The organism is Bacillus sp. RIT 809 (assembly GCF_016892495.1).
GTDB lineage: Bacteria > Bacillota > Bacilli > Bacillales > Bacillaceae_G > Bacillus_A > Bacillus_A cereus_U.
In genome coordinates this window covers 191,497-218,485 of sequence record NZ_JAFEMR010000006.1, presented here as the reverse complement: position 1 = coordinate 218,485, position 26,989 = coordinate 191,497, and the positions used below count along the sequence as shown (strand labels likewise).

The window sequence follows — 26,989 nt, the reverse complement described above, 5'->3', positions numbered from 1 at the left end:
CCCCTCGTTATTAGTTACGTAATGGCTTTCCTTTTACAAGCATGTGCTGCATTCTTGCTTGTGATTTCATCTCACTTACTAAGCTAATAAATGCTTCACGTTCTACATCTAATAAATACTGCTCATCAACTTCTGTTCCGTACGGCACTTTTCCGCCCGCAATGACATATGCAAGTTTCTTCGCAATGTGAAGATCATGTTCAGAAATGTAACCTGATAAATGCATTGCTTCTGCACCAAGTACAAGCGTTGCATAGCCTGTTTCACCAACAACTGGTATCTTTTTACGAATCGGCGCTTTATAACCCGTTTCATATAAAGAAAGTGCCTTTTGTTTCGCATCATATAGTAAGTGATCACCATTCACACTAATACCGTCTTTATCGCCTAAGAAATTGTTCGATACAGCTTCTTGCGCTGATGTAGAAACTTTCGCCATCGCTACGGATTCAAATACTTTATTCGCAACTTTTTGCAAGTCGAATTCTACACCATTTGCCATTTTGTTTAAGTGTTTAATGTATAGCTCTTTGTTACCGCCTCCGCCAGGGATTAAGCCAACACCTACTTCTACTAAGCCCATATATGTTTCGCTAGAAGCTTGAATGCTCGCTGCTGGTAAACAAACTTCTGTACCGCCGCCAAGCGTCATACCATATGGCGCTGCTACAACTGGCTTAGAAGAATACTTAATTTTCGTCATTGCATCTTGGAAGTTTTTCACAACCCACTCAATTTCAAAGTAGTTGTCATCTTGTGCTTCCATTAAGATCATTGCAAGGTTCGCACCAACGCAGAAGTTCTTCGATTGGTTTCCGATAACAAGACCTTTATAATTTTTCTCTACTTCATCAACAGCGTAGTTAATCATTTGCGTAATATCCATACCGATTGCATTACTCTTCGAATGGAATTCTAAGCAAAGGATGCCGTCGCCTAAATCAATTAAGCTCGCTCCGCTATTTTTCTTTAACACACCGTTTTTCGCTTTTAATTGCTTAAGCGAAATTGCTTTTTTGTTACGTTCGATTAGCTTATATTCACCGTTATCGTAATAGTAGCTATCGCCATTATCATGTTTATAGAAAGTAGCAAAACCTTTCTCTACCATTTCTTTCACCCAAGCAGGAACATTTGCGCCGTTTTCTTCCATCTTTTGAATGGACTTTTCAACGCCGATTGCATCCCAAATTTCAAATGGTCCTTGCTCCCAGCCGAAGCCCCATTTCATCGCTTGGTCAATTGCAACGATATCGTCAGCAATTTCTTTATGAAGTTTTGCAGAATATAAAAGAGTTGGTGTGATAATGTTCCATAGTAACTCTCCTGCACGATCTTTCGCGTATACAAGCGCTTTCAATTTATTCGCTAATCCTTTTTCTTGCTTACTTAACTCTACGGATGCAGCTTTTAATTTTTTGCGCGCTCCATATTCCATCGTTTCTGGATTTAATTCTAAAATTTCTTTCCCTTGTTTTAAGAAGAAGCCTTGACCCGTTTTACTTCCAAGCCATTTTTTATCAAGCATGTCATGCATGAAGGCTGGTACTTTAAATACATCACGCTCTTCTTCTTGTACATTTTCATATACGTTATTTGCAACGTGTACAAATGTATCTAAACCAACAACATCTAATGTGCGGAACGTTGCGCTCTTCGGACGACCAATTAATGGACCTGTTACAGAGTCAACTTCTCCAATGCTATAGCCACGCTTAATCATTTCTTGAAGCGTTACAAGCAAGCCATACGTACCAATGCGGTTTCCAATAAAGTTTGGTGTGTCTTTTGCGATAACAACGCCTTTTCCAAGAACGTCTTCGCCAAATAGTTTCATGAAGCTTAATACTTGTGGATCAGTTTCTTTCGTCGGTATTACCTCTAGAAGTTTTAAATATCGTGGTGGGTTAAAAAAGTGTGTTCCTAAGAAGTGTTTCTGGAAGTCGTCTGAACGACCTTCTGCCATTTTTTCAACGGAAATGCCTGATGTATTTGAACTCACAATTGAGCCTGATTTACGAACAGCATCTACTTTTTCAAATAGTTTCTTCTTTATATCTAAGTTTTCAACTACTACTTCAATAATCCAATCTACATCAGCAAGACGCTCAAGATCATCTTCAAAGTTACCTGCTTCAATCAGCGCTAGATTACCTTTCACTGTCAGAGGAGCTGGTTTTTGCTTTACTAGTTTTTGCAAAGCCGTGTTACTAAAACGATTTCTCACACTTTTATGTTCTAATGTAAGTCCCTTCGCTTCTTCTTCCTTCGTAAGCGCCGGTGGTACAATATCAAGCAATAATGTCGGAATACCAATATTAGCTAAGTGTGCCGCAATCCCTGAACCCATTACGCCTGAACCTAGAACAGCAGCCTTTTTAATTTGGAACATCCATTTCTCCCCCTATTCTTGAATGAATGCTCATTCAATTTTTCGACATAAGTCGCAATCAATGAGTGAGCCTCTACTAATAAATATATGATACAGTTTGAATTTTCGCAATATATTTATTGATAAAATTTTCTGAAATAAATATATTTCTTTCATTTGGCTATGCTATACATGTGTATTTTCTTTATTAAAATGCACTTTTCCTTTTTTATAATCTGACGAAACTGGAGGAATATATATGGCAAAACTTAAGAAGAACCCTTCAAAAGCTGGAATTAGCGCAGCAAGTGTAACTGGAAATGCAGGTCCGCATAATCACGGTGTTGAAAAAGGGCGTCAAAGCAATAACCAACAATATAAGAAGCATAATATGGGCGAAAAATAACGCTATATTTTTGGGCAGAGAACGTGGCATAATGATTAATGGCTGCTTTTTCTGCCCAATTTATTTGTACATATGGAAAACAAAAGAGGGAACGACGATGAAACGAACAGTAATTATGATTGTAATGATCGCCACACTATTTACAGGGATGATTTTCTTCTCTTATGCTCACAGACAACAAGCTGTAAAAGCAGATCAACCTAGTATTACTGGGCAATACGGGATTACAATCGATGCAGACACAGGTGAAACTTTGTATGGAAAACGGGAAGATGAACGCTCTTATCCCGCTAGTATAGGGAAAATGATGACTACCTTACTCTTACTAGAGAATGTAAAAGAAGATGAAGAAATTACGGTTACAGCGAATGCGATTAAAACGGAAAGTCAAAGTAAGAAGATTAAGCTTCGCGCGGGTGAAAAGTTAAAACGTGATGAGGCATTAAAACTTATGCTTATTATTAGTGCAGACCCAATCGCTGAGTCAATCGCTGAACATATTGCGGGATCAAAAGAAGAGTTTGTGAAAATGATGAATGCTAGAGCGAAGGAACTTGGTACAAAGCATGCGACTTTCAAAAACGCAAGTGGTGCTGATGCACTTGGAAATAAAGTATCACCTTATGACATTGCTATTATTACGAAAGAAGCATTAAAGTATCCAATTGTTTTAGATTATATGAACTCAACACGTACTACTCTACATACTTCAGAGCGCTCTCCAAAAATTGCAAACTATGGACGAGAAGAACTATATGACGATCCATATGCGATTGGAAGTAAAAGCGGTTTATCAGCACTCGGAAAATACACAGTCGTAACAGTTGATGAAAAAGACGGTAAACGCGTCATTAACGTCGTGTTATCTTCTACTCGTACACAGCTATACCCTGATACGAAGAAAATGGCAAACTACGCATTTCAGCAATTAAAATAACCAAGGAGTATTTTCTCCTTGGTTATTTTTTGATCATACCTTTTAATACGAACGCAACGTTTGCTGGACGTTCTGCTAGACGACGCATGAAATAGCCATACCAGTCGTTTCCATAAGGTACGTAAACGCGCATTTTGTAGCCTTCTTTTACTAGCTCAAGTTGACGCTCTGTACGAATACCAAATAACATTTGGAATTCAAATTGATCCCTTGGAATGTTGTGTTCTTCGGCAAGTTGTTTCGTATATTCAATAATCGCTTCGTCATGTGAAGCAATTGCAGTGTAATTTCCATTTAATAAGTGCATTTTAATAATCTTTTTATAATTGTCATCTACATCTTTCTTTTCCGGGAACGCTACTTCTTCAGGTTCTTTATAGGCCCCTTTTACAAGACGTAAATTAGGATTATAAGCGTTTAAATCTTCCATATCCTTTTCTGTACGATATAAGTAAGCTTGAATAACAGTACCAATATTATCGTATTCAGATTTTAATTGTTTAAAGATATCAATTGTTTTCCCGCAGCGCGTATAGTCTTCCATATCAATTGTAATAAACACACCATTTTCTTTTCCAGCTTCTAAAATACGGCGCATATTGTTCATTACGATTTCGTCAGAGATATCTAATCCCATAGAAGTCATCTTTAAAGAAAGCTGCGAATTAAGACCTTCTCTTCCAATTGCACGAATCGCTTCAATCGATTCGCTAGCCATTTCATTTGCTTCCGCTTCGTTATCAACGAATTCACCTAAATAATCGATTGTTACACAAAGACCTTGCTTATTTAATGCTTTAATTGCAGCTGTCGCTAATTCAATCGTTTCCCCTGCGACGAAGCGACCTGCACCAAAGCGTAAACCGTACTTTTTAGCCAGTTTTGTTAGCGCTTTATTTTTAGATAAGAAAAGAAACGAATTTCGCATTAATTGTTCCATGTAATTCACCCCTATGACTATAATTTATCTGTTTTTTACCCCTCTTCGAAATTATATCACTGTTTAAAATTATTTGATACAAATAATTATTTAGATAATTTATAAAATACTATCAAAACATTTAAAACCCTATATTCTCGTTTGCAAATATGAATAAAATATTTTTCGACATTCAGAAAAAACGGGTTTACTAGGGAAAAAATGAGCATGCCGAAAATATTCGACATGCTCACAAAACCATTTATATTTCATGTAAATTATATGAGGATATTAATAGCAAAAACTTGAGGTAACATTATCTCAAGCCTTCTTACTTCTCATTTCGCTTCTCATCATTCAGCTTTTTAATATTCGTAATTAACTGTACCATCTCTTCTTTTGCATCTGGATACGTCTCATTCCAATGTTTCACTAAAGCTGGCATCGTCTTAGCCATATAAGAATAAAGTGCCCATTTCTGTACCTGCTCTTTACGCTCTTCGTTGCTCTCTCCAAGTAATAGTTCCGTGTATTTCTCTAGCAAGCCATCAAACTGCTCATTAAACTTTTCACTCATCTTATTTTCCTCCTATATGAAAAAAGCAGCGAAAATCGCTGCTTCTTCTTATAATTTTGATCGAACAGAGTTTAATTTCTTCTCCATCGTGCTTACTTTATCACGACGATCATCGATACGAATTGTTGTCGCAACGCGCTGTGCACCTTTCGTATATGGAACTTCATGCATTTGTTGAATGACTTCTAAAATGACAGGAAGATCTCCTTCAATTACTGTATTCATCGGTGTTAATTGATACTTCACGCGATCAGCATTTTTCTCTAGCACCTTTTGTACTTCTGCTACATATTCACTAACACTTGGATTACCTGTTCCTACTGGAATAATCGATACATCAACAATTGCCATAATAATCTTCCTCCTATAACTGCTTCTTATATATCCATTATCTATTTTACCGAAATCCTCATCATTTTACTAATACGTTACTCTTCTACTTTAAACTGCTCAACCAATCTTTCTAAGTCCTGCATATTCCCTGTCAAACTTTCCATCGTATGAGCTACTTTTTCTAAATGATTCACTTGTGACTCAGTTGCTGCATTTACCTCTTCAGAAACAGCCGCACTCTCTTGACTCGTGCTAGCAATTGTTTGCATAACTTCTGTAATTTCTTCTTGCTCGTGACCTATGTTATTTACCTCTTCTACAATTTTTCCAACTGATGTACTAATTGTGCTTACAACTGACATAATTGTGCGGAATTCAGCCTCTGCCTCTGTCGTAACTTTTTTTTGTACATCCGCAATGTCTTTCAATTTACTTACAACTTCTACAACTCGTTTTACTTCTAACTGCACATCGCTAATCATTATTGCAATCTCACTCGTTGCCTCTTTTGATTGTTCAGCTAATTTTCGAACCTCTTCCGCAACAACAGCAAAGCCCTTACCTTGCTCACCTGCACGTGCTGCTTCAATTGAAGCGTTTAAAGCCAGTAAATTCGTTTGATCCGAAAGACCTTTTATAAGTTCCACCACATTTTGAATCGATCCAACCCTTTGCTCTAACTTACCTGATGCTTCTTCCGTATGAACAACGATAGAAGATGATTGTTCTCTTGTACGAACTAAATTCCGCATCGTATTGAGTCCCTGCTTAGATGCTTCTTCCGCCTTGCCAGTCACTCCCTTTATTTCACCAACGGAACTATTCATTTCTTCCATCGACTGCGCCATATTTTCAAGTTGCGCTGAAACCTCCTCTACACTATTAGCAAGAGTAGACGCGCCTCCGCTCACATCATCCATTGCACCTGAAACTTCTCTACTAGCTGCTACAGTTTCATTCGTTAAATAATGCAGATTGTGAGTCGATTGCTGTACTGTCGATACACTATTTTTAATTTTACTTACCATTTCATTCATTTGCTCAACCATATCATTAAAGTGATTCGTAAGCGTACCAACCTCATCTTTACTTGTCACCTTCATTTGTAGTGTTAAATCACCTTCCGCTACTTTTTGAACGTGATTTGTTAATAGTTGTAATGGTCTTGCTAATCTTCTTGAGAATATATATGATGCAACTATTCCAATTAATAAACTTATACACGCCGTTAAAATAACCGTATTTCTTGTTTCTATTAGTAAGTTATCAATGGACTCTTTCGGATATACAATCCCGATTTTCCATTTCATCTTATCAAACAATTGACTATAAGCTACTACATCTTTTCCGCCTAATGTCGCCGCCGCAAATTTCGTTTCATCTTTATTTAAGCTTTTAACAAGTGGTTCTTTCGAAACATCTTTTCCTACTTTCTCCGGGTACACAATGGCAATATTTTTATCATTTACAATAAACATTTCTCCGCCATTATTATATTGAATATTATGGAGCAACTTCTGAATCGTTCCTAGCGATACATCCATTGCTACAACACCTAACACAGAACCATCTTGCCCGACAATGGCTTTTGAAACTCCAATACTTAACTTACCTGTCGCGATTTCATATTGTGGTTGTCCCCAAATAATCGATTTTGTATCTGCTTCGGATGTTTTATACCACGGACGACTTGTTGGATCATATCCTTCAGGTACTTTTCCCCCATCAGCAAGATTTGCGCTCAACGTTTTTTTATCTTTCGTCCCTATGTAGACATCTAAAATATCAGGATGATTCTTTTTAAACCTTGAAAATTCCTTTAAAATAAAACTCTCCTCTTCTGGAGTAACCCCATCTTGTAGCATGTTTTGAATATCATCATGAGTTCCATAATGCCCCATATCTTCTTCAATTCGCTGCATAAATGCAGTTAACTGCTCTGTCACAAGATCCATCGTATTTTCAGAATACTGGTCTAAGGAGTGCGTTTCTTTCTCTTTTTGCAATTGATACACAGCTGTACCTAATATTACAAACATCATAGAAATAAGCACCGAAAATACTACCGCAATTTTTAAACGTAAACTTCTCAACATCTTCCCTCAAGCATCCCCTTCTCGATGAATTTAATTGTATTAATCACTATATTAAGTATAATAGATAAATTAGAAAGCTCAATCCATATAGTTTAAAAAATTGAAATTTATTCTCATTTCAATCAGCTTAGTTATTATCTCGACACTTGTGTAAAAACAAATAGTTCATTATCCTTAACATATAATCTCATTCGTTCGGAGGGAACTATGCTACAAAAATTCGGTTTCTCACAATATGAAAGCCAAGCTTATGAAGTTGTCGTATCAAGCAATGACCCATTAGATGCAACGACTATCGTTAAACATTCAGGTGTTCCAAAAGCAAAAATATACGAAGTGTTAGCACGACTCATTGATAAAGGGATGGTGATGGATTCTGTTTCTGAAAAGAAAAAATTGTATACAGCATTACCACTCAAGCTAGCAATTGAAAAGTTAACGACAGAATTCCAATCTAATATTAAAGAACTTGAAAATAATATTTCTAAAAAGTCATTTACAGATGACCGCGTTTGGAGTTTAAAAATGCAGTCTTCTATTAAAGTACAAAGTAGGCAACTTGTAGAAGATGCGAAAGAATCCATACGCATCTCCGCATGGAATGATACCCTTTTAGAATATCTTCCTTTACTAGAACAAAAAGCAAAACAAGGCGTCCAAGTCGAGTCCCTCATAGTTGGAAAAGTAAAAACAGAGTTAGAAAACATGCATTTTCTAATCCCAACTGAAGAACCTAACGCATTAGAGCGTTATTTACTACTCATCGTTGACGACCGCGAAATTTTATTTGCTGGTGTAGAGCAAGAATCATGGCAAGCGATGAAAACAATGTCACAACCTTTCGTGAAGTTCTTTACGGAGTTCTTCTATCATGACGTTGCACTTGCGAAGATTACAGAGAAGCACCATGATCTCTTTATGGAAGATGAGGAAATTAAGAGTTTGTTGATGAAATTGAGGTATTAATACATTCCTATAGTAATTTCTCACATGAAAAAATCTGTACCAAAAGGAGTTTTACATACTCTTTTGGTACAGGTCTTTTTTATGCCTTCGCTAATTCAATTTTATGTAGTTGGTTTTTCGGATGGTTTTGATTTGTAAATACAGAACGGTCATTTCACGATTTTTTTTGCTCCTTTATCTGCATCAACAGCTCAATAATTTTCTCGTTTTGCTCCACTTGTTTCTCTGAATTTTGATAGAGGAAACGAACCCATCTAAATACAAAAACAATCACAAATAACGGAAGTACTGTGAATATAAAACCAATAATTGAATAATCCATATACTATCACCTCGCTATATACTTCCTTCTTCATTTCTCTACTAACCCCTGCAATTTTTTACACAAAAAAAGAACCTATCAAACGATAGATTCTTCTTTCGTAAGCTGATTCGAGCGTCCTCTCGTAATAGAGAAAATCGCACAAAGCAGTGCCAATATAATGAAAACGCCGCCTACCCAAGCGTTATATATAACAGATGATTTTTCAATAACAACTCCGCCCACCGTTGAACCGAGTGCAATCCCTAAATGAAGTGCAGAGTTATTTAAACCTTGCTGAATACCAGCTGATTCTGGTGCAATTTCAATTAAATAGTTTTGCTGCGCTGGTGAAATCGCCCAGCTCAGCATACTCCACAGTCCCATCATAATAATAAAGAGCGGGAATGAGAATGTCATCATCGGCAACATAAAGATTGCACATGCAAATACGATAATGATGGAAATAATACTTTTCTGCGATCCCCATTTATCCGCAAGCCAGCCGCCAAGGCCACCTCCAAGTACCGCTGCAATTCCGAAAATGAAGTAAAACACACTAATCCAGTTTGCTTCAACATGCATCACATCTTTTAAAAACGGCGTTAAATATGCGTATAGCGTTAAATGACCTGTTAAAAATAAAAATGATGTTAACTGTGCACTTACAATTTTTTTATCCTTTAACGTAGCGATTTGTTCTCTTATTGATAATACCGATGTCGGTGGTACTTTCGTTAAGAATAATGAAATACACGCAATCGCCATAACAGTTAATATTGAAATTAATACAAATGGTGCACGCCATCCGTATGCATTTCCTAATACAAGACCGAGCGGTACTCCAAGTACGAGTGATCCACTAATACCCATGAAAATGATTCCAATTGCACGCGCACGAAAATGCGGCTCTACTACACTAGAAGCAAGTGTTACCGATAGTGCAATAATAAGCGATCCACTCGCTGCACAAATTACTCTCGAGAACATTAACATTCCGTAATTCACACTAAATGCCGAAATGATATTTCCAATTAAGAAAATTGATAATGCCACAACATACAATTTCTTTCTTTCAAACTTGCCTGTTAATGCTAATAAAACTGGCCCTGATAGAGCGAATACTACTGAAAATATTGTAATAAGCTGACCAGCTGCACTAATCGACACATCTAAATCATTGGCAACTAAATCAAGCGTTCCTCCTATAATTAGCTCAACCGTTCCGACTACAAAAGCCGCAATAGCTAAAATATATACACGAAAATTCAAGTCTTTCCCCACACTTTCTCTTTTGGTTACTACTATTATAGTAACCAAAAGAGAAAGTGGACGCAAGTACAATTTTTTCACAGCAAAAAAGCAGGCGTATTATACGCCTGCCTTCAATCATTAAACTCCAGTTTCTTTCTTCTTATTTAAATACCAATACACCGGAAGTCCTGTAAATACAATTCCAATTGATAAGAAGCAACTTACCGGGTCGTTAATAATCGCACTTCCAAGTACAAATAACGATCCTAAAATCGCAACGATTGGTACAATCGGGAATAACGGTACACTATATGCACGCTCTTTATCCTTGTTACGCTTTCTTAAAATGAAGACACCAATAAACGTCATTACATAGAAAATATAAATAATGAATACGGAAATCTCAGATAGCTTATTCGGATCACTAATAAGCATTAAAATAATTCCTAATATGATTTCAACAGTAATCGCATTCGCTGGTGTTTTAAACTTCTCGTGTGCCTTTGCGATAAACTTAGAAAACGGAAGGTGTCCACGCTCTGCCATCGACATCGGAATACGTGGGAACGTTAAAATCTTTCCATTTAAACAGCCGAAAATAGAAATGATAATACCAATACTAATAATTTTCCCGCCATATTCTCCAAGTAACATGCCTGCAGCTGTCGCTGTTGCATTTTCTCCAAGGTCCACAATTTTCGTTGCTGGTAATACATTTAATAACGCTAAGTTAATTAATACGTAAGCAGCAGTTACAATTAAAATACCAACTGTCATTGCCTTCGGTAATAACTTTGTTGGGTTCTTCATTTCTCCGCCAATAGAAGCGAGTAAAATCCAACCATCATAAGCAAATAAAGTTGCTAAAATTGCCATCCCGATACTTTGATTTTCTGATATCGGTACAACTACGTTGAAGATATCACTATTCCCTTTCCAAAATCCTAGCACAACAATTAATATAATTGGAATCATCTTCCCAACTGTCGTAACCGTTTGGACGATACCTCCATATTTTGTTCCCATACTATTTATAACGCCTAGAAACACAACCGTTCCAATTGCGATTGGTAAATTCCATACTTTATCTAAATAGAAAAAATTAATCATTAAAGAACTAAAATACAAACCTAACGTTCCAATAATAGCTGGTCCATAAACAATCGTTTGCATCCAGCCAGATAAATACCCCCAAAAACTTCCGTAAATCTCCTCTAAATACGTATACAACCCACCATTTTTCGGAATTTGCGCTCCAATTTCGGCTACTGTTAAACCACTTGCTAACGTCAACAGACCGCCAATTACCCAAGCAAAAATAGCCATATTAGAACTCCCTGAGTAATCTAATACGCTCCCTGGTTTCATAAACACACCAGACCCAATAATAGTTCCTACTACGATAGAAAGTGCCACTGTTAAACCAATTTTGTTTTTCTCATCATGATGCATGCTGCGTATCCTCCTTCCAATTCTAGTGTGATGCAAAAATGAAATAAAAAAACACTCCTCCCTAAAAAAGGGACGAGTGTTGTATTCGTGGTTCCACCCTTGTTTCAATTAGTAAAGTGACACACTTCACCAATTTCTCAAGTCTAAATAACGGTTTTTGCCGGCAAGCAATTACTAGATATCCGTTCACTGCTGCAGTTCAGAGGTGGTAATCGATTTTCCCGTATTAGGAAGCTCACAGCCAAAGGCCTCCCTCTCTGAGAATCGTAAAAAATTGATCATATCCTCATCATCACTTCTTGATGTCGAATTTTGTAGTTATTTCCCATTATATTGAATTGTTAGAAAAAATCAATATATTTTTTTATATAACATAAGAAATATTTCTCTCCTTATATTATAACAGAAGTTACCATATTTCTCTAATTCCCTAAAAATGGTATGATTCATATAGGAGGTGTACTAATAATGATTGCTATTTTTTGTATCATCGCTACGGTTCTTTCTTTTATATTCGCTATTATGTATCGATATAAGTATCCTAGTTACAGTATTTTAGCAGTAGCCATTATACCAGCCGCTTCCTTCTATATATTAGGTAAATACCAATATACTGAAGTGTTTGTTGGTTTTGCAATCTTCTACTGCATCTTTGGATACATACTAACAATGAAAAAGATTTCAATGAATCATTAAAAGGGACCGATTTCTGCTTACAGAAATCGGTCCTCGCATGTATCATATCCCTCGGTTGCCCACACGAAAGATACGGCATAGTTCAATTATTTATCATCTTTTTTCATGAAAAATTTATGATGTGGCAAATCAACATTCAATTCCTCTAATTGTTTCTTTTCATTTTCTAGAATCGCTTTCGCTTTTTCTTTTGTCGCTTCATCTAATCCCGTAAAGATGTCTTCATGCTTCCCTTTCTCGGGAAGGTTTACGCCTAACTCTTTCAATTTCTCTTTCACTTGCTCACGTGTTAATGCTCCGGATTTTTCTTGCTCTAAAATCGACTTCGCTTTTTCTTTCGTCGCCTCATCTAAGTTTGCAAACATGTCCTTGTGCTTACCTTTCTCTGGAAGGTTTACGCCTAACTCTTTCAATTTCTCTTTCACTTGCTCACGAGTTAATGTTCCAGACTTCCCTTGCTCTAAAATCGATTTCGCTTTTTCTTTCGTCGCCTCATCTAAGTTTGCAAACATGTCCTTGTGCTTACCTTTCTCTGGAAGGTTTACGCCTAACTCTTTCAATTTCTCTTTCACTTGCTCACGAGTTAATGTTCCAGACTTCCCTTGCTCTAAAATCGATTTCGCTTTTTCTTTCGTCGCCTCATCTAAGTTTGCAAACATGTCCTTGTGCTTACCTTTCTCTGGAAGGTTTACGCCTAACTCTTTCAATTTCTCTTTCACTTGCTCACGAGTTAATGTTCCAGACTTCCCTTGCTCTAAAATCGACTTCGCTTTTTCTTTCGCCTGATCATCTAATCCCGCAAACATTTCCTTGCGATCACCCTTCTCTGGGAATTTCACACCTAGTTCCTCTAATTGTTTCTTTGTATCATCCATAATCGTTTTTACTTTTTGTTTTGTAGCGGCATCTAAATCTTTTTTCGCCGTTTTTGTAGATTGATCCGCTGCTGGAGTATTCGTTGCCGCAAATGCTGGTACACCAATTCCTCCTATAATTCCAAATGATAAAGCACCTGCAATTGCTAAATACCCAACTGTTTTCTTCTTCATAGGAAATTTCCTCCTTCACATTTCTAAAGCATGTACACTTTCGTATACAATGCCTATAGTAATGTTGGTTTCTTAAAATTTCCTTAACGATGTAAATAAAAAAACACCGCTCATCACGAGCGGCGTTTTTCTAAGCATTTTGTAATTGTACTTCTTCACGTTCCATTACTTTTCTTAACACAATTGTTTGTGTCATTGTAAATAAATTACCTGTAATCCAATACAGCACAAGTCCTGACGGTGCGGCAATACCCATAAACAAAATCATTGCTGGCATCATAATTTGCTGTATTTTCAGCATTTGTACTTGCTCTCCAGGCGTTATATTTGATTGGAACACCTTCATTTGAATAAATGTTGTTAACGCTGCGATAATCGGTAATATATGATATGGATCTGCATGTCCTAGGTTCACCCATAAAAATGAAGATGTACGAATCTCTTCAGTTCGGCTAATCGCATAATACAAAGCAGAGAAAATCGGCATTTGTATAAAGATTGGCCAGCACCCAGCTAACGGATTCCAACCGCCTGATTTCATTAGTTCTGACATTTCTTTTTGATACTGCTTTTGTTTTTCAAGATCTTTACCCACATCACCGTATTTCTGTTTCAGCTTCTGTAATTCAGGTTGCATTTTTTTCATTTTCGCTTGGCTACGATATTGCGAAACAGCTAATGGAATCATCGCTGAACGAACAACAAGCGTAATGATAATGATTGCAATCCCGAAGCTAGCTCCAGGTATATGATGAGCAACAAATTGAATCATAAATGAGATTGGATATACGAAATAATGGTTCCAAATCCCCGTACTATGTGAATCAATTGTACCTGCATTACTGCAGCCAGATAAAACAAAAACAAGTAATAATGATAAACTAATGAGCCTAGCTCGGTATGATTTTAACATGTTCATTCCTCCAATGTTTCGTAATTAATTAGCGAAACATTGGTGTATACGGACCTACCTCGTCACTCTCTCCACTCGATTCTTGTCTGCGGACAGAACGAATCATTCCATATTTATAAAAAATAGAAAATAGCGGTACATTTCTTGTACCCTCTTCACACGTATCAACTAGTTTAAACGCTCTCTGTCTACCGTTCGATGCTTGCTGACGCACAAAGCGAGAAACGTTAGCAAGAAAAAAGACTTCTAATAAACAAAGCGCCGTCGTTACAAACGATATATATATAATTGCATCCTGCAATAAAAATTCCATCGCTTCACATCCTTAATAAAGTCATTTTAGCACATTCCACAAACATTCTCTATTTCCTTTTGTTCTCAAAAGTTTTTTTGCATATTTTCTCAAAAAATTATGCTGGAAAACTAATGTATTCGCTTTCTTTAGTATATTCACACGTATCTTTGAATAGGTTTAATTTGTTAGAAATTTATAAAATTTTTGTATTATAATAAAACTATTGCCAGTTTTTGAAAAAAGCTTTATTCTCTTCTTGTAATCAAAAATGAATATGGAGATGAAACATACTATGGGTCAACTAGGAGACGCCGATTACGTTCCCGACACCGCCTTTTTATCCTTCCCAGCAGCTAAAACATTTCACTTAGAATTTATGATACAGTTAGTTGTTATTTTTATAGCTTCTATTTTGTATGCAATTTCTATGAATATGTTTTTTATCCCGCATAATATGATTAGCGGTGGGTTCGCTGGTGTAGGGATGATTATCGGTTATTTAATGCACTACAATATCGGAGCACTTATCTTTTTACTAAACATTCCGCTTCTTATTTTAAGTCACTTTTACTTAGGAAAGAAGACAACCTTTTTAACGGCATACTTTGTAGCTGTATCATCTTTAGCGATGAACATTATCCCAGTACACCAAGTCTCAGACGATATTTTACTTTCTTCTGTATTCGGTGGTGTCATCTGCGGTGCTGCCTCAGGAATCATATTCCGATTTGCTTCTTCAACAGGTGGTTTTGATGTCGTTGGATTGATTGTAGCAAAACATCGCGATGTTTCAATTGGAGCAATCATCTTTGGATTCAACTTAATCTTACTTGTTGCAGCAGGATTTATTTTCGGATGGGATATTACGCTTTATACGTTAATTAGTCGGTTTGTAGTCAGCAAAGTAATTGATGCCGTGCATACAAAACATATTAAATTAACGATAATGACAATTACAGAAAAAGGTGAGGAAATAAAAAGCTCACTATTACATCACGGCATACGTGGGGTGACAATGGTAGATGCTGTCGGCGGCTATACAAACCATAAGAAAAAAATGATTTACACTGTCGTAACTCGCTACGAGTTGGGCGAAATGAAACGTATTATCCGCCAAGTGGATAATAAAGCATTTATGAACATTACTGAAACAGTTGAAATTGTCGGCCGTTTCAAACGTATATAAAAAAGCGCAAGGAACTACAATTCCTTGCGCTTTTTATTTTTTACACTTATTACAAAATCAGATAATTCTATAATTGTGCCCCTAAATGTGTTATAATGAAAGCAGACTTACAAAAAAGAGTATATAGACTTGGAAGTTTCTCTTATTTTTATAAGCAAAAAGAAACGAGCAGTCGGGTATATTTCAGACACCATACACGTAACGGTTTTCCAAAAGCCGTTCATCTTAGTTATTCTTCACTGATCTTTTTATAAAAAGATACGTACAACTAAAATTCACTTCAATATACTATACCTACCTTTTTGACTTCCAAATCATCTTATTACATAAGGAGATGAACATATGAATCAACATATACGATACACACTAGCTGTCCTATTTGCCATCGTCGGCGGTGCAATCTGTTTCTGGACAAACACTCAGCTTGGAGAGAATATCATTTTTAATGGAATCGAAACCCTTGTAAGCGCTTCAATTTTAGGCGGATACATTTTCTTCCTCTTCAATCCAGAAGAAAATTCTCAAAAAACAATGTTATTAACAATGATCGGAATCGTTGGTGGATGTATTTCCTACTCAATGACAAACTATACATTACCACTTCAATTAAGCTCAGCTTTCTTCCACGGTCTATGGACTTGGTTTATCGCATTCTGCCTAGCAGACGTATTCAACCTACTACAAGACCACGAAGAAGAAAATGGTCAACAAATTGAAAGCAATTCTTAAGCTGGAAGATACTCTTCCAGCTTTTTTGTTTGCTATTCTCCACGCTTGCATACCCCGCTTTGTATTTATCGAAATATATCAGCGATTCCTCGATTATATCCACCGTTTCTCCAATTATATCGGCGATTTTTTCATTATATCGACGTTTCGACACAGGATATCGATTTAACGACATCCTTCGACAATCAAAACGTGCAACATACCCTATCCCCCAAGCAACTTACTACCGAACTCCACGATTAAAAAGATAACTAACAGGATCGCAAGTATTTTCAATGCTACATACGTCACTTTAAAAATTACATAAATGAGCAAGACTAACAAAATAATCGCTAAAATTTCCATATATAATTCCTCCAAGCTTTGCTCTTCTTACCTCATTTTACTCGCCCCGAACTTTTTATGGAACGGCAGAAGATTACATATAGAAAAGAGGATACCTCACCCATCGTAAGATACCCTCTCCTTCAACCGCTCAAACCATTCTCTCTCCAGTTTTAAATATCCCAATTCACTCTTCTCAGCGGTCTTCAACTCTTTATCTGCTTTCTTCATATAAATATGGAATGCTTCTATGTCTTGCTCTAAATATTTGATAATTCCTTGTGCGCGGTAATACCCATGTAAGTCTAGCCTTGTAATGGCCTTTGCATGATTCTTCGCTTCTTGCAGAGAAAGACCTTCCTTTTGATACAGTACTCTATATAAAAGATACCAACTATGAAAACTACCAACAAAATATTTATTCTCTTTTGTCACAGGTAACTGCACAATTTTCTCTAAATGCACTATCGCTTTTTCCATTCCCTCTTGATCAGCTCGGGCATAAAAGACAAGCATAAGTCCACTCATTATCTCGCTTATACTTTTATCCTCTTTTAATTTTCCCTCACTAAGTTCTATTAATCTCTCATCCCAATCTTCCGGTCTTTTGTAACTAAATAACTCACTCGATACTTGAATCGTGTATAAATGCTCTCTAGCCTTTTCATCATCTTTAATTAAAATGAGAAATTGCATGCCATCGCTTAGTAGCGTTCCCTTTATTGGAATTGCTGTGACGACAAAGATTGCAAGGTGTAAAACAGAAAAGTATAAAAGCATGTGGTAATAACTCACCATATATATGTAACCTGATACAATGCCAAATACGAAACTCGTTAATGGTCCGCTTAAAGTCATCCATGCCCATTTTTTCGAAAGGTTCGGTGTGTATGTGGAAGGCGGTACTAACATTGCGACGCCACCAACATACATCCATATTTTATTTTCTCGAATTCGTATTTTTCCCTTTTCTTTTTGAACAGTAATAGGCCCTACTGTCATAAACTTAAATTTCAAACCGACTATCAAACCACATATTACATGCCCTAATTCATGAATAGCTAACACTAGCAATGCAATCCCGAAAAAGGTCCATATTTCTATAATTTGCTGTACTTTTTCTATTCGAATGAATCCGTATAAAGCGGAGCAAATGAAGGCAACTAATAATGAAAAAGCAGGTCTTCTTAAAATGTCCACCGTTTTTCTCCCCTTAATAAATCATTTTTTTATGCATTTCGTACATATATGTCCCAACATGTAATACCCAAACGAACGAAATCATAATGACCATAAAGAAGTCTTTTCCATCTAAAAGTGCATACGCAGTCGCCGCCAACCACGCACAAGCAAGTGTCATATTTGTATATTGATATGCCTTATATCCCGCTTCATGAACAATTTGCTTTTGCCCTTCATCTGCATTCTTTGCCCACATTTCCATTGACTGAGAATACGTAACACTCTGTTCTGGATATAGAGCGTTATACCTTTTCCTCATTACAGATCCTAACCAAGTTATAGCAATAAAGCACACTGTAGATACCACAATACTTACACTAACAAAGAGCAAGTTCCCCTCACTTGTATACGTTCTATAAAAAGCGATAACTGAGCAAACAAACCATGATGGAATAACAATTTCCATTACTCGAAAATAAATAAGCGCTATCCCTAATCTTCGTCCCTTAACATTTTCTTCTTCATCTTTCGTTTGTGCGAGCGCTCTTGTACGCTTCCAAATATAATATATAATCGCTACGCCAAATACACTCATCATAACAACGCTAATAACAGGAGATATTTTGCTAGTACCCGCTGTTGCAATATCCCCTACTACATACCCTATAAACCCGCCGCATACTGCTCCTACTAACAACTTCAATATAGCCGTCATTTTCCCATTTCCCTTACTCTTCATCTCCATCTTCCCCCTCCACTAACATAAATATCTCCTCCACTGGCTCTCCAAAAATTTGTGCAATTTTTAGCGATAACACAATAGACGGCGCATAATCTCCGCGCTCAATTAAACTAATGGTTTGCCTTGATGAGCCGATCGCTTTACCTAACTCACCTTGTGATAAACGATGCTTTGCTCTAAATTCCCTCACTCTATTTTGAAGCTTCATGCTTTACCTCTTTTTCATTTATTTAATTAAAATTGTAAATAATATCCTTTCGAATGTCAATTATCATTGTCATTTTGACGTAGATACATGTCAAAAATGGATATATATTATACTAGACATAACGTATATAATAATTTTTAAGAACTACATAATTGAGGTCAACGTAAACTTCCTTATTACTGAAAATAGCACCTACCAAGGTTATAGCACTGGCTTTTCTAGTGAATTTAATAAAGTGAAACTTTAATCAGTGGGGGTTTTGTTCATCCCCCACTGATTATTAGCCCTCACCAATCGGGCTTTTACGGGCAGCCCGACTCCTACCTAACTTCTTTGCTTCAGCTGAATTTTGAGGTGGGAGTCTTACTGCCCGGCAAATAGCGGGATAAATATGAACCTATGTCCATACTAAGCAACGATACGTACGAACTTTCACCTAGTAAAACGGGAACATATTATATAGTAGTGACCGGTTACGGTATCGAGGGAAAAATAAAAGCAAACTGGAAAATACAATAAAAAAGGCAGTGCTTTTGCACTGCCTCCCTTAAATCTGACATAGAATGGATTCCATATTAACTTGCGTTTTGTAACAGTACTCGTTTTAACTGTTTGCGGAAACGAATGCCTAGCGTAATTGCTACGATCACGATAACTCCAAAGATAATTTTACCGATATGACCTTCTAGCACCCCAAAAATATCCTGTAAGTTTCCACCTAACCAATAACCACCGATTAAGAAGAATGATACCCAAAACAGAGCACCTGAATAAATTGTAATCGCAAAGCGGCGAAACGGTAAGTTAATGATACCTGCAAAGTATCCTGTAAAATGACGTACACCAGGAATGAAGAAACCAATAAAGATAAGGAAATATCCATACTTATCGAACCACATTCTCGTTAAATCAATTTTTCTTTGTGTTAAAAATACGTACTTCCCGTATTTTTGAACAAAAGGCATACCAAGCTTATTCCCTAAAAAGTATTGGATTGTCATTCCTACACTTGTCCCAATAAAGGATAGGATAATTAAAATAGGTAAACTTAGATCACCCTTCTGTGCTAAAAATCCCGCATATGCTAATGTTGGCTCTCCCGGAAACGGAAGTGCAATATATTCTAACAGCAAACCTACAAGTACTACATAATACCCGTATTGCTGAAATAATTCATGAACCCATTCCATGTCATCTCCCCTTTCATCCACGTACAACTTGTTACTATTATTGTATAAAAAAATTGTCGAAATAACTATCACAATAGCTTACATTTTTATTACATTTTTGTAAGGCTCATGCTAAAGTTTTCTGTTCTTTATTTAATTATATAAGTTATCGTTTTAAAACGGGATGACACCTATCTATTACAATGGCTAGAGTCATTAATATACAAATTTTATCCAGTTTTCAGCACTCGAAAATCGCCTCATTTTGTTCTCTATAAAAAACCATAACAAACTCATACTAACTTCATATTAGCTTCATATATGTATTGTAAGATTATATCGGAATTTGTTGAAAACTTTTACTACTATATTACCTAAACATTAAATTGAATAAATATAAATCGCTTTCTGAAAATGAAAAAAGGGAGAATAAGAATGGAAGCTTATAAAATGCACGATTTTATTAATACCAATATTGAATCTCATCCAAATGAAACGATTTTTAATTTACACATATGTGAAACAAATGAATTTGACGTAAGTTTAACAAAATCCACAACGCTATCTTTTGTCGTTTCTAAAAAGAATATTAAAATTGTCACGAAAAAATGGACTAATTCTAATCAAGAAAGCATGATTGGAAAAAGTTATATCATTCCAACGAAAGCGTTTCATTATTTCTTACCAATCATTTCTGAAACAGAAGATGAAATGAACATTCAAGTACAGAGCTTCGGACTACACGGTGAGCTTTTACTAAATGAAAGATTGCTCATTGATAAAAACAACAAACATAATACAAAAATCACCACTTTTTTTGAATCACTAAATGAAAACGTACATCAAGCATTACGAGGATTACAAATTCATTGCATGTAATACTACTAAAATAGTAAAAGGAGAATATCAATGAAAAAATTACTAGTAACTATAATGTTATCGTTAGGTTTTTTAACTGTTCCATATATGTCTGCGGAAGCAGCTTCAACTAACGAACAGCTTATCGTTGACACGAAATTAAATAAAATGGATTTCTATCAAAATGGAAAGTTTATAAAAAGCTTCACTGTCGCTACTGGCAAAACAGCAACACCTACACCTAAAGGTACTTTTCAAGTGGTAAATAAAATTAAAAACCGTCCTTATTATACAGGACATATTAAAGGCGGCGATCCACGTAATCCACTTGGTGACCGTTGGCTCGGATTAAATATGGCAGGAACATACGGAACAACGTATGCGATTCATGGGACTAACAACAATCAAGCGATTGGCAAAGCTACAACACTTGGCTGTATTCGCATGTATAACAATGATATACATTGGTTATTTGAACGTATTCAAGAACGTGCCACTGTCACTGTAAAATAACCTATGAACAAGATTTACATGTAGCCAAGAATTTTATATCTTGGCTTATTTTATTTATTCATTTACAGTAGCTAAACAACTCTACTTGCATATATAATGAGAGTAGACTGCATTAAATAGCATAAAAACATTAATAAACATAGATATTAAAATTATACAGTTATAATATTTTATAAATTTCACACTGCATACTATAATAGAACTACTGTGATACTGAAATATTCAGTTCCAAAAAACAACTCCCCTTGCTACTTTTATGATTATTTTATAGCGGGGGCTTATTATATGTATATACAACTTGAGTCACCCGAAAAATGATGAATTCGAATATTGCAGTAAAAAGCGTTACTTAGGAGGTGTTACTATGACGCATATACTGGTGATTGAAGACAACCCAGATATACAAGAACTTATTCGTGAATTTTTAACTGCCCAAAATTTTACCGTTGATGTGGTTGGTGCTGGAACGGAGGGAATTCTTCTTTTCCAAAAAAATTCATACGACCTTGTCCTCCTTGATGTAATGTTACCGGATATAGATGGTTATAGTATTTGTAAAATTATGCGAGGACAGTCTGATGTACCAATCATTATGTTAACAGGCTTACATAATGAGGAGAGTGAAATTAAAGGGTTTGAGTTGGGCATTGATGACTATATTACGAAACCGTTCCATTACACGGTATTTATTAAACGCGTAGAAGCTGTATTAAGAAGGACAACAACGAAGGAAGCCGAAACTGCAACTATACTACAATTCCATGAATTGATGTTAAATTCTACAGCATATGCGGCTTATGTTCATGGTAATCAAATTGAACTAACAACTAAAGAATTTGAGATTATATATACGTTGTTACAAAATCGAGGAAAAGTATTATCAAGAAGTGATTTGTTAAATAAGGTATGGGGCTATGAACATTATGGTGATGTAAGAGTTATAGATACACATATTAAAAATTTAAGGAAAAAATTAGGGATTACTTATATTAAAACGGTGAAAGGCATTGGCTACAAAATCGAAGCATAGTAAGGATAACATCACCAAAAATATTTTCATCAAAACCCTATTGTTTTGTGTTCTTTTATCAATTTGTCTTTATCAAATCATTTATTTTCTAGCTTTAAACTATGATAAAGGGCGTTATGCGAAAAACCCTGAAACTCAAACTGTGGAACATGCGGATTCAGTTACGAAAAACGAACAAAATAAAAGAGAACAGAATAAAGCTGTTTCAGAGGGTAGCATTTCAAATTTCCAGTCATCTATTATAGATTTCAAAACACTCTCTACGGCTATTAATCATCTTTTGCAACCTAGCCAAACTACAAAAGCAAAAGAAAATGTAGCAAATCTTTCGGAGGAAAGTAACAAAACTGAATCACATACTAAAGCGGAACAAATAGCCGCTAACACTGATTCCTTACATACACAAAATGCAGCAAAGAAAACAAACGAAACACATGATAATCCTAGTTTAGCAGATGCCTTGCAACAATTAGCTCCAAATATTGGTGCAACAATGCTTGCATTATCTCTGCTCGGCTCTTTATTTTATGCCAAACTAATTGCCAAACCTTTTCAATATATGAGTGATACTTTAAAAGATATTATAAATCTGGACTTTTCAGATCAACAATCACCTAACAAAAATACAGATCAAACAGATTTTAATTTGCAAGTAGCCGCTTCACAAGTCCCAACCATTGTGAAGAATCTACATGAAACAAATACAGATTTACGAAATGAGCTCAAGAAAGAACAACAATTAGAACAATCTCGCAAAGAATTTATGTCTATGGTATCCCATGAATTAAAAACACCTATCGCAGCCGTTATGGGCCAACTAGATGGCATGATTCACGGAATCGGTGCATACAAAGATAGAGACAAATACTTAAAACGTTCCTACGAGATGATGCAGGATATTAACGTATTAACGGAAAAGATGTCAGAATTATCCAAAATGCAAAATCCTCAATTCAAACCGAATTTAGAAGTTATTTCGCTATCTAACATCATTGAGGACGTTATGAAGAAAGTAGATTATTTTATATCTGTAAAGCAATTAAATGTTCAATCTAATATTAAACAAGACGTACAAATTTTAGCTGATCCTAAATTTATTCAAACTGCTATTTTTAATATTATTTCAAATGCAATTCACTATACAATCGATCATCAGCATGTATATATAAAGCTTTATGAAAAACCGAACGGTTACGCATTAGAAGTATTAAATACAGGTTCACAAATTGATGAGGACAAACTCGCTCATTTATTTGAGCCATTCTATCGCGCTAATCCTGGAAATAACGGTTTAGTACAAGGTAGCGGTCTTGGATTATATATTGTAAAACAAATACTAGATAAACATCAGTTTCCTTATGGAATACAAAACACACCTCAAGGTGTAAAATGCTCAATTGTCTTTCCAAAAGCAATGTAAACTACTACTATAATTTCATACCCCAAACTCATACTTCGTATGAGTGGCGGAATTTTGTAGAGTCTCTGACTCTGTTTCGTTCGCCCGTTGTCCTTATTAGGATAACGGGCGTTTTTTATTTATCCCGCTATTTGAGGGCAGTAAACGCCCGATTGGTGCGGGCTAATAATCAGTGGGGGATGAACAAAACCCCCACTGATTAAAGTTTCACTTTATATAAGGAGGTTTTCACATGGAGAAATTTAAGTATTCATTACTAGTTTTATTCGGCGCTTGTAGCTACGGCGTACTTTCAACTATTTTTAAACTCGGATTCATCGAAGGATTTTCATCACACCAACTACTAGGAGGACAATATGTCTTCGGATGGATTGGACTCCTTTTACTCGTTCTGTTCTTTTCACGTCATAAAGTATCAAAAAAACAATTCTTTTCGTTACTAACAGTCGGCACAACAATGAGCATGACAGGTATTTTCTATGCTATTTCCGTAGAAGAATTGCCAGCCTCTATCGCTGTCGTTTTACTCTTTCAGTTCACTTGGATTGGTGTAGTCATCGAAGCGATTGCGAATCGAACATTCCCAAGCCGTGAGAAAGTTATATCTATTATTATTTTATTTACTGGTACATTGTTTGCTGGTGGAGTATTTGAAGGACTTGGACAAAACTTTTCGACGAAAGGTATTATCTTTGGGCTATTAGCTGCCGTCTCTTTCTCATTCTATGTATTTGTAAGCGGGCGCGTTGCTACAGATGTTCCGCCTTATACGAAAAGCTTTCTTATGACAACGAGTGCTACTCTTATTGTATGCTTATTTTTCCCGCCTACCTTTTTAACAGATGGTACCTTACAAGCAGGCCTATGGAAATATGCTTTCTTCCTTGGACTGTTCGGGGTTATTATACCTGTCATTTGTTTTTCAATTGGGGTACCAAAAGTAGGAACAGGACTTGGTACAATATTAGGTGCAGCTGAATTACCAACAGCAATTATCGCTTCTATTACACTTGTTCATGAAGTTGTATCGCCAATGCAGTGGATTGGGATTGTGGTTATATTACTCGGTATTTTTACACCACAACTACTTACTGCTAGGAAAGAAAAAAAACATAATCGTGTGCGTAGTGCGTGAAAACATCAACTTGTATATAAATGTGAATAAAGTTGCGATATGTTAAACTTTATTACTACCTTCAAAATAACATATGATATTGCGGCTATTATTCTCGTAATCCTTGCTGTGCTTTTCTTTTTAAAAGATAAGAAAGAGGGTTATACAGCATAACAAAAGACCTTTCATTTATTTGAAAGGTCTTTTCCTTATATTTCACTTTACCGCTCCATATAACTTCTCTACCTCATGTTCAATTTGTTTTACATCGATTCGCTCAAATAATGGCTGCACATTATCAATTCGGTTTGGCAACGTATTTTGAGGTTCCCAATTTACTTTAACACTCGATAATGTATTTCTAACGCTTTCACTTGAAAACGGTAAAAATGGTTCAAGCAGTTGTGCAAAGTTTGCTATCAGGTAAACACAATTATAAATTGTTTCCTCACATGGAACTGGGTCCTCTTCTCTTTGTTTCCAAGGCTGCTTTTCATCAAAGTATTTATTTGCAAAGCGTACTGCATCAAATATTGTTTCTAGTGCCACCTTAAATTTAGTTTGTTCAATCGCCTCTCCTACACTTTTATATAATCCTTCTATCTTATCTCTCAGCTCTATATTAATATTTGCTTTTGGCACAATGCCATCATAATATTTTTCAATGAACTTCAACGTCCGGTTCACAAAGTTCCCGTATGCGCCTAATAGTTCACTATTATGACTGTAAATGAATTCACGCCATGAAAAATCAGTATCACGATTTTCTGGTGCATTTACTGTTAAAAAGTAACGAATAGAATCTGGATTATAGCGTTCCAATATATCAGGTACCCATACTGCCCAGTTTTTACTTGTCGATAACTTTCTTTTTTCTACTGTTAAATACTCATTCGAAACGATATGACGCGGGATCGCTTCTTCTCCTATTCCAAGTAATACCGCTGGCCAAATGATTGAATGAAACGGAATATTATCCTTACCATGTACATAATATGTTTTCGCATCTCTATCCCAAAACTCTTGATCAGCTTTCTCTGTTTCTTCAGCCCAGTGTTTACTCGCTGAATAATATCCTGTCACCGCTTCAATCCATACGTAAATTTTCTTATCTTCATATCCTTTCACCGGAATTGGTACCCCAATTGGTAAATCACGTGATACTGCCCTATCTTGTAATCCTTCCTTTAAATATCTCTCTGTTAATTGAATTGCATTGTCGCGCCATGTTCCTTTCTGCTTTGCAATTTCTACAGCCTCTTTAATTTGTTGTTGAAATTTATGCAATGCAAAATAGAAATGCTCTGTTTCCTGTACTGATGGCGTACTACCGCATAACTTACATTTCTTTTCTAACAAATCGAGTGGATCTAAAATAGCGGAACAAGCATCGCATTGATCACCCCTCGCCGCTTCATAGCAATGCGGACAAATACCTTCTACATATCGATCCGGTAAAAATTGCGTACACGTTTCGCAATAAGCTTGTTCAACGACTTTTTTATAAATATAACCTTCTTCTAATAGTCGCAAAAAGACTTTTTGAACCGTTTCATGATGATGTTCACTATCTGTGCGTGTATAGCAATCATACGTAAAACCAAGATTATGAAAACATCGCTCGAATTCTTCATGATATTGATCAGCTATTTTCTTTACTGTAACCCCTTCTTGCTTTGCTCTAATTGCAATCGGTGTTCCATTACAATCACTTCCTGAAACATACAACACATTCTCACCTTTAGCCCGATAATAACGCGCTAAAATATCTCCTGGTAATAAACTAGCAATATGTCCAAGATGTAACGAACCATTTGCATACGGCCAAGCGCCTCCAATAAAAATACTCATCTTATATTCCTCCTTTAAAATATAAAAAGCCCCGCCCTTATCTTAAAAAAGATAAGGGCGGGGCTGGATAAACAGTCGCGATACCACCTTATTTCGTC

At 36.1% G+C, this 26,989-nt stretch carries 28 protein-coding genes and 2 other annotated features (1 of these 30 cut by a window edge); of the genes, 11 read left to right on the top strand and 17 right to left on the bottom strand.

Annotated features, from left to right (window positions below; translation table 11 throughout):
* Positions 1 to 10: 10 nt before the first annotated feature.
* Positions 11 to 2,392 (bottom strand): 3-hydroxyacyl-CoA dehydrogenase/enoyl-CoA hydratase family protein, encoded by a 2,382-nt coding sequence (locus JTF23_RS09490; RefSeq protein WP_204208599.1) that lies wholly within the window; start codon positions 2,390 to 2,392, stop codon positions 11 to 13.
* A 238-nt stretch (positions 2,393 to 2,630) separates the two neighbouring features.
* Between JTF23_RS09490 and JTF23_RS09485 the strand changes: the two genes are divergently transcribed.
* Together JTF23_RS09485 and JTF23_RS09480 are read left to right on the top strand one after the other, a co-directional pair.
* Positions 2,631 to 2,777 (top strand): YuzL family protein, encoded by a 147-nt coding sequence (locus tag JTF23_RS09485; RefSeq protein ID WP_002034611.1) that lies wholly within the window; start codon positions 2,631 to 2,633, stop codon positions 2,775 to 2,777.
* A 97-nt stretch (positions 2,778 to 2,874) separates the two neighbouring features.
* Positions 2,875 to 3,714, top strand: a complete 840-nt coding sequence (locus tag JTF23_RS09480) for a D-alanyl-D-alanine carboxypeptidase family protein (protein ID WP_204208598.1) — start codon at positions 2,875 to 2,877, stop codon at positions 3,712 to 3,714.
* Positions 3,715 to 3,736: 22 nt separating this feature from the next.
* Here JTF23_RS09480 and JTF23_RS09475 read toward each other — a convergent pair whose 3' ends face one another.
* The 4 genes from JTF23_RS09475 to JTF23_RS09460 all read right to left on the bottom strand — a co-directional run bounded on the left by JTF23_RS09475 (position 3,737) and on the right by JTF23_RS09460 (position 7,639).
* Positions 3,737 to 4,654 carry a proline dehydrogenase family protein gene (locus JTF23_RS09475; protein ID WP_088079630.1) on the bottom strand — a complete coding sequence of 306 codons (918 nt, stop codon included), beginning with the start codon at positions 4,652 to 4,654 and terminating at the stop codon, positions 3,737 to 3,739.
* Positions 4,655 to 4,964: 310 nt separating this feature from the next.
* The gene (locus JTF23_RS09470) at positions 4,965 to 5,210 is read right to left on the bottom strand and encodes a YusU family protein (protein WP_001290599.1); all 246 of its coding nucleotides are present in this window, start codon (positions 5,208 to 5,210) and stop codon (positions 4,965 to 4,967) included.
* A 48-nt stretch (positions 5,211 to 5,258) separates the two neighbouring features.
* Positions 5,259 to 5,561: an MTH1187 family thiamine-binding protein gene (locus tag JTF23_RS09465; protein WP_001018862.1), complete on the bottom strand. Its 303-nt coding sequence runs from the start codon at positions 5,559 to 5,561 to the stop codon at positions 5,259 to 5,261.
* A 77-nt stretch (positions 5,562 to 5,638) separates the two neighbouring features.
* On the bottom strand, positions 5,639 to 7,639 hold the full coding sequence (locus tag JTF23_RS09460; protein ID WP_204208597.1) for a methyl-accepting chemotaxis protein: 2,001 nt from the start codon (positions 7,637 to 7,639) through the stop codon (positions 5,639 to 5,641).
* A 207-nt stretch (positions 7,640 to 7,846) separates the two neighbouring features.
* Between JTF23_RS09460 and JTF23_RS09455 the strand changes: the two genes are divergently transcribed.
* Positions 7,847 to 8,605 (top strand): TrmB family transcriptional regulator, encoded by a 759-nt coding sequence (locus JTF23_RS09455; RefSeq protein ID WP_204208596.1) that lies wholly within the window; start codon positions 7,847 to 7,849, stop codon positions 8,603 to 8,605.
* A 154-nt stretch (positions 8,606 to 8,759) separates the two neighbouring features.
* Here the strand turns inward: JTF23_RS09455 and JTF23_RS09450 are convergent, their stop codons facing one another.
* The 3 genes from JTF23_RS09450 to JTF23_RS09440 all read right to left on the bottom strand — a co-directional run bounded on the left by JTF23_RS09450 (position 8,760) and on the right by JTF23_RS09440 (position 11,612).
* Positions 8,760 to 8,927 (bottom strand): hypothetical protein, encoded by a 168-nt coding sequence (locus JTF23_RS09450; protein WP_204208594.1) that lies wholly within the window; start codon positions 8,925 to 8,927, stop codon positions 8,760 to 8,762.
* Between the two features lie 78 nt (positions 8,928 to 9,005).
* Positions 9,006 to 10,250, bottom strand: coding sequence for an MFS transporter (locus JTF23_RS09445; protein WP_204208592.1), 1,245 nt, complete (start codon positions 10,248 to 10,250; stop codon positions 9,006 to 9,008).
* Positions 10,251 to 10,298: 48 nt separating this feature from the next.
* Positions 10,299 to 11,612 carry an APC family permease gene (locus tag JTF23_RS09440; protein WP_204208590.1) on the bottom strand — a complete coding sequence of 438 codons (1,314 nt, stop codon included), beginning with the start codon at positions 11,610 to 11,612 and terminating at the stop codon, positions 10,299 to 10,301.
* Positions 11,613 to 11,677: 65 nt separating this feature from the next.
* Positions 11,678 to 11,914 (bottom strand) — a binding site (T-box leader).
* Between the two features lie 166 nt (positions 11,915 to 12,080).
* Between JTF23_RS09440 and JTF23_RS09435 the strand changes: the two genes are divergently transcribed.
* A complete protein-coding gene (locus JTF23_RS09435) occupies positions 12,081 to 12,308 on the top strand; it encodes a hypothetical protein (RefSeq protein WP_002159974.1) in 228 nt (75 codons plus the stop codon).
* 86 nt (positions 12,309 to 12,394) lie between these two features.
* On the opposite strand, the gene JTF23_RS09430 is transcribed toward JTF23_RS09435, so the two are convergent.
* The 3 genes from JTF23_RS09430 to JTF23_RS09420 form a co-directional block, all read right to left on the bottom strand.
* Positions 12,395 to 13,357: an FIVAR domain-containing protein gene (locus JTF23_RS09430; protein WP_204208589.1), complete on the bottom strand. Its 963-nt coding sequence runs from the start codon at positions 13,355 to 13,357 to the stop codon at positions 12,395 to 12,397.
* A 130-nt stretch (positions 13,358 to 13,487) separates the two neighbouring features.
* Positions 13,488 to 14,270, bottom strand: coding sequence for a membrane protein insertase YidC (locus JTF23_RS09425; RefSeq protein WP_002112707.1), 783 nt, complete (start codon positions 14,268 to 14,270; stop codon positions 13,488 to 13,490).
* A 28-nt stretch (positions 14,271 to 14,298) separates the two neighbouring features.
* Positions 14,299 to 14,583, bottom strand: a complete 285-nt coding sequence (locus JTF23_RS09420) for a hypothetical protein (RefSeq protein WP_204208587.1) — start codon at positions 14,581 to 14,583, stop codon at positions 14,299 to 14,301.
* A 274-nt stretch (positions 14,584 to 14,857) separates the two neighbouring features.
* On the opposite strand from JTF23_RS09420, the gene JTF23_RS09415 reads away from it, so the two are divergent.
* Positions 14,858 to 15,751, top strand: coding sequence for a YitT family protein (locus JTF23_RS09415; RefSeq protein WP_002145016.1), 894 nt, complete (start codon positions 14,858 to 14,860; stop codon positions 15,749 to 15,751).
* 342 nt (positions 15,752 to 16,093) lie between these two features.
* Positions 16,094 to 16,480 (top strand): DUF3938 domain-containing protein, encoded by a 387-nt coding sequence (locus JTF23_RS09410; protein WP_204208586.1) that lies wholly within the window; start codon positions 16,094 to 16,096, stop codon positions 16,478 to 16,480.
* Between the two features lie 204 nt (positions 16,481 to 16,684).
* Here JTF23_RS09410 and JTF23_RS09405 read toward each other — a convergent pair whose 3' ends face one another.
* From JTF23_RS09405 to JTF23_RS09385, 5 genes are all read right to left on the bottom strand, one after another.
* Positions 16,685 to 16,825 carry a DUF3985 family protein gene (locus JTF23_RS09405; RefSeq protein WP_002159971.1) on the bottom strand — a complete coding sequence of 47 codons (141 nt, stop codon included), beginning with the start codon at positions 16,823 to 16,825 and terminating at the stop codon, positions 16,685 to 16,687.
* Positions 16,826 to 16,921: 96 nt separating this feature from the next.
* On the bottom strand, positions 16,922 to 18,004 hold the full coding sequence (locus JTF23_RS09400; protein WP_204208585.1) for a M50 family metallopeptidase: 1,083 nt from the start codon (positions 18,002 to 18,004) through the stop codon (positions 16,922 to 16,924).
* A 13-nt stretch (positions 18,005 to 18,017) separates the two neighbouring features.
* On the bottom strand, positions 18,018 to 18,731 hold the full coding sequence (locus JTF23_RS09395; protein WP_204208584.1) for a DUF3169 family protein: 714 nt from the start codon (positions 18,729 to 18,731) through the stop codon (positions 18,018 to 18,020).
* Entirely contained in the window at positions 18,715 to 18,936 is a 222-nt protein-coding gene (locus JTF23_RS09390) for a helix-turn-helix transcriptional regulator (protein WP_204208583.1), read from the bottom strand. Before JTF23_RS09390 ends, JTF23_RS09395 begins: the two co-directional genes overlap by 17 nt.
* Positions 18,937 to 19,511: 575 nt before the next feature.
* Positions 19,512 to 20,126 (bottom strand): DedA family protein, encoded by a 615-nt coding sequence (locus JTF23_RS09385; RefSeq protein ID WP_002159967.1) that lies wholly within the window; start codon positions 20,124 to 20,126, stop codon positions 19,512 to 19,514.
* A 414-nt stretch (positions 20,127 to 20,540) separates the two neighbouring features.
* Between JTF23_RS09385 and JTF23_RS09380 the strand changes: the two genes are divergently transcribed.
* The 5 genes from JTF23_RS09380 (at position 20,541) to JTF23_RS09360 (ending at position 25,061) form a co-directional block, all read left to right on the top strand.
* Entirely contained in the window at positions 20,541 to 20,984 is a 444-nt protein-coding gene (locus JTF23_RS09380; RefSeq protein ID WP_002112717.1) for a DUF3978 family protein, read from the top strand.
* Positions 20,985 to 21,014: 30 nt separating this feature from the next.
* Entirely contained in the window at positions 21,015 to 21,476 is a 462-nt protein-coding gene (locus JTF23_RS09375) for a L,D-transpeptidase (RefSeq protein ID WP_002112718.1), read from the top strand.
* A 364-nt stretch (positions 21,477 to 21,840) separates the two neighbouring features.
* On the top strand, positions 21,841 to 22,506 hold the full coding sequence (locus JTF23_RS09370; protein WP_002159964.1) for a response regulator transcription factor: 666 nt from the start codon (positions 21,841 to 21,843) through the stop codon (positions 22,504 to 22,506).
* Positions 22,484 to 23,926, top strand: a complete 1,443-nt coding sequence (locus JTF23_RS09365; RefSeq protein ID WP_002159963.1) for a sensor histidine kinase — start codon at positions 22,484 to 22,486, stop codon at positions 23,924 to 23,926. The genes JTF23_RS09370 and JTF23_RS09365 overlap by 23 nt, the downstream gene beginning before the upstream one ends.
* A 232-nt stretch (positions 23,927 to 24,158) precedes the next feature.
* Entirely contained in the window at positions 24,159 to 25,061 is a 903-nt protein-coding gene (locus tag JTF23_RS09360) for an EamA family transporter (protein WP_131229902.1), read from the top strand.
* A gap of 195 nt (positions 25,062 to 25,256) precedes the next feature.
* On the opposite strand, the gene metG is transcribed toward JTF23_RS09360, so the two are convergent.
* Positions 25,257 to 26,891 carry a methionine--tRNA ligase gene (gene metG / locus JTF23_RS09355; protein WP_204208582.1) on the bottom strand — a complete coding sequence of 545 codons (1,635 nt, stop codon included), beginning with the start codon at positions 26,889 to 26,891 and terminating at the stop codon, positions 25,257 to 25,259.
* Positions 26,892 to 26,941: 50 nt separating this feature from the next.
* Positions 26,942 to 26,989: a binding site (T-box leader), on the bottom strand (it continues 223 nt past the right edge of the window).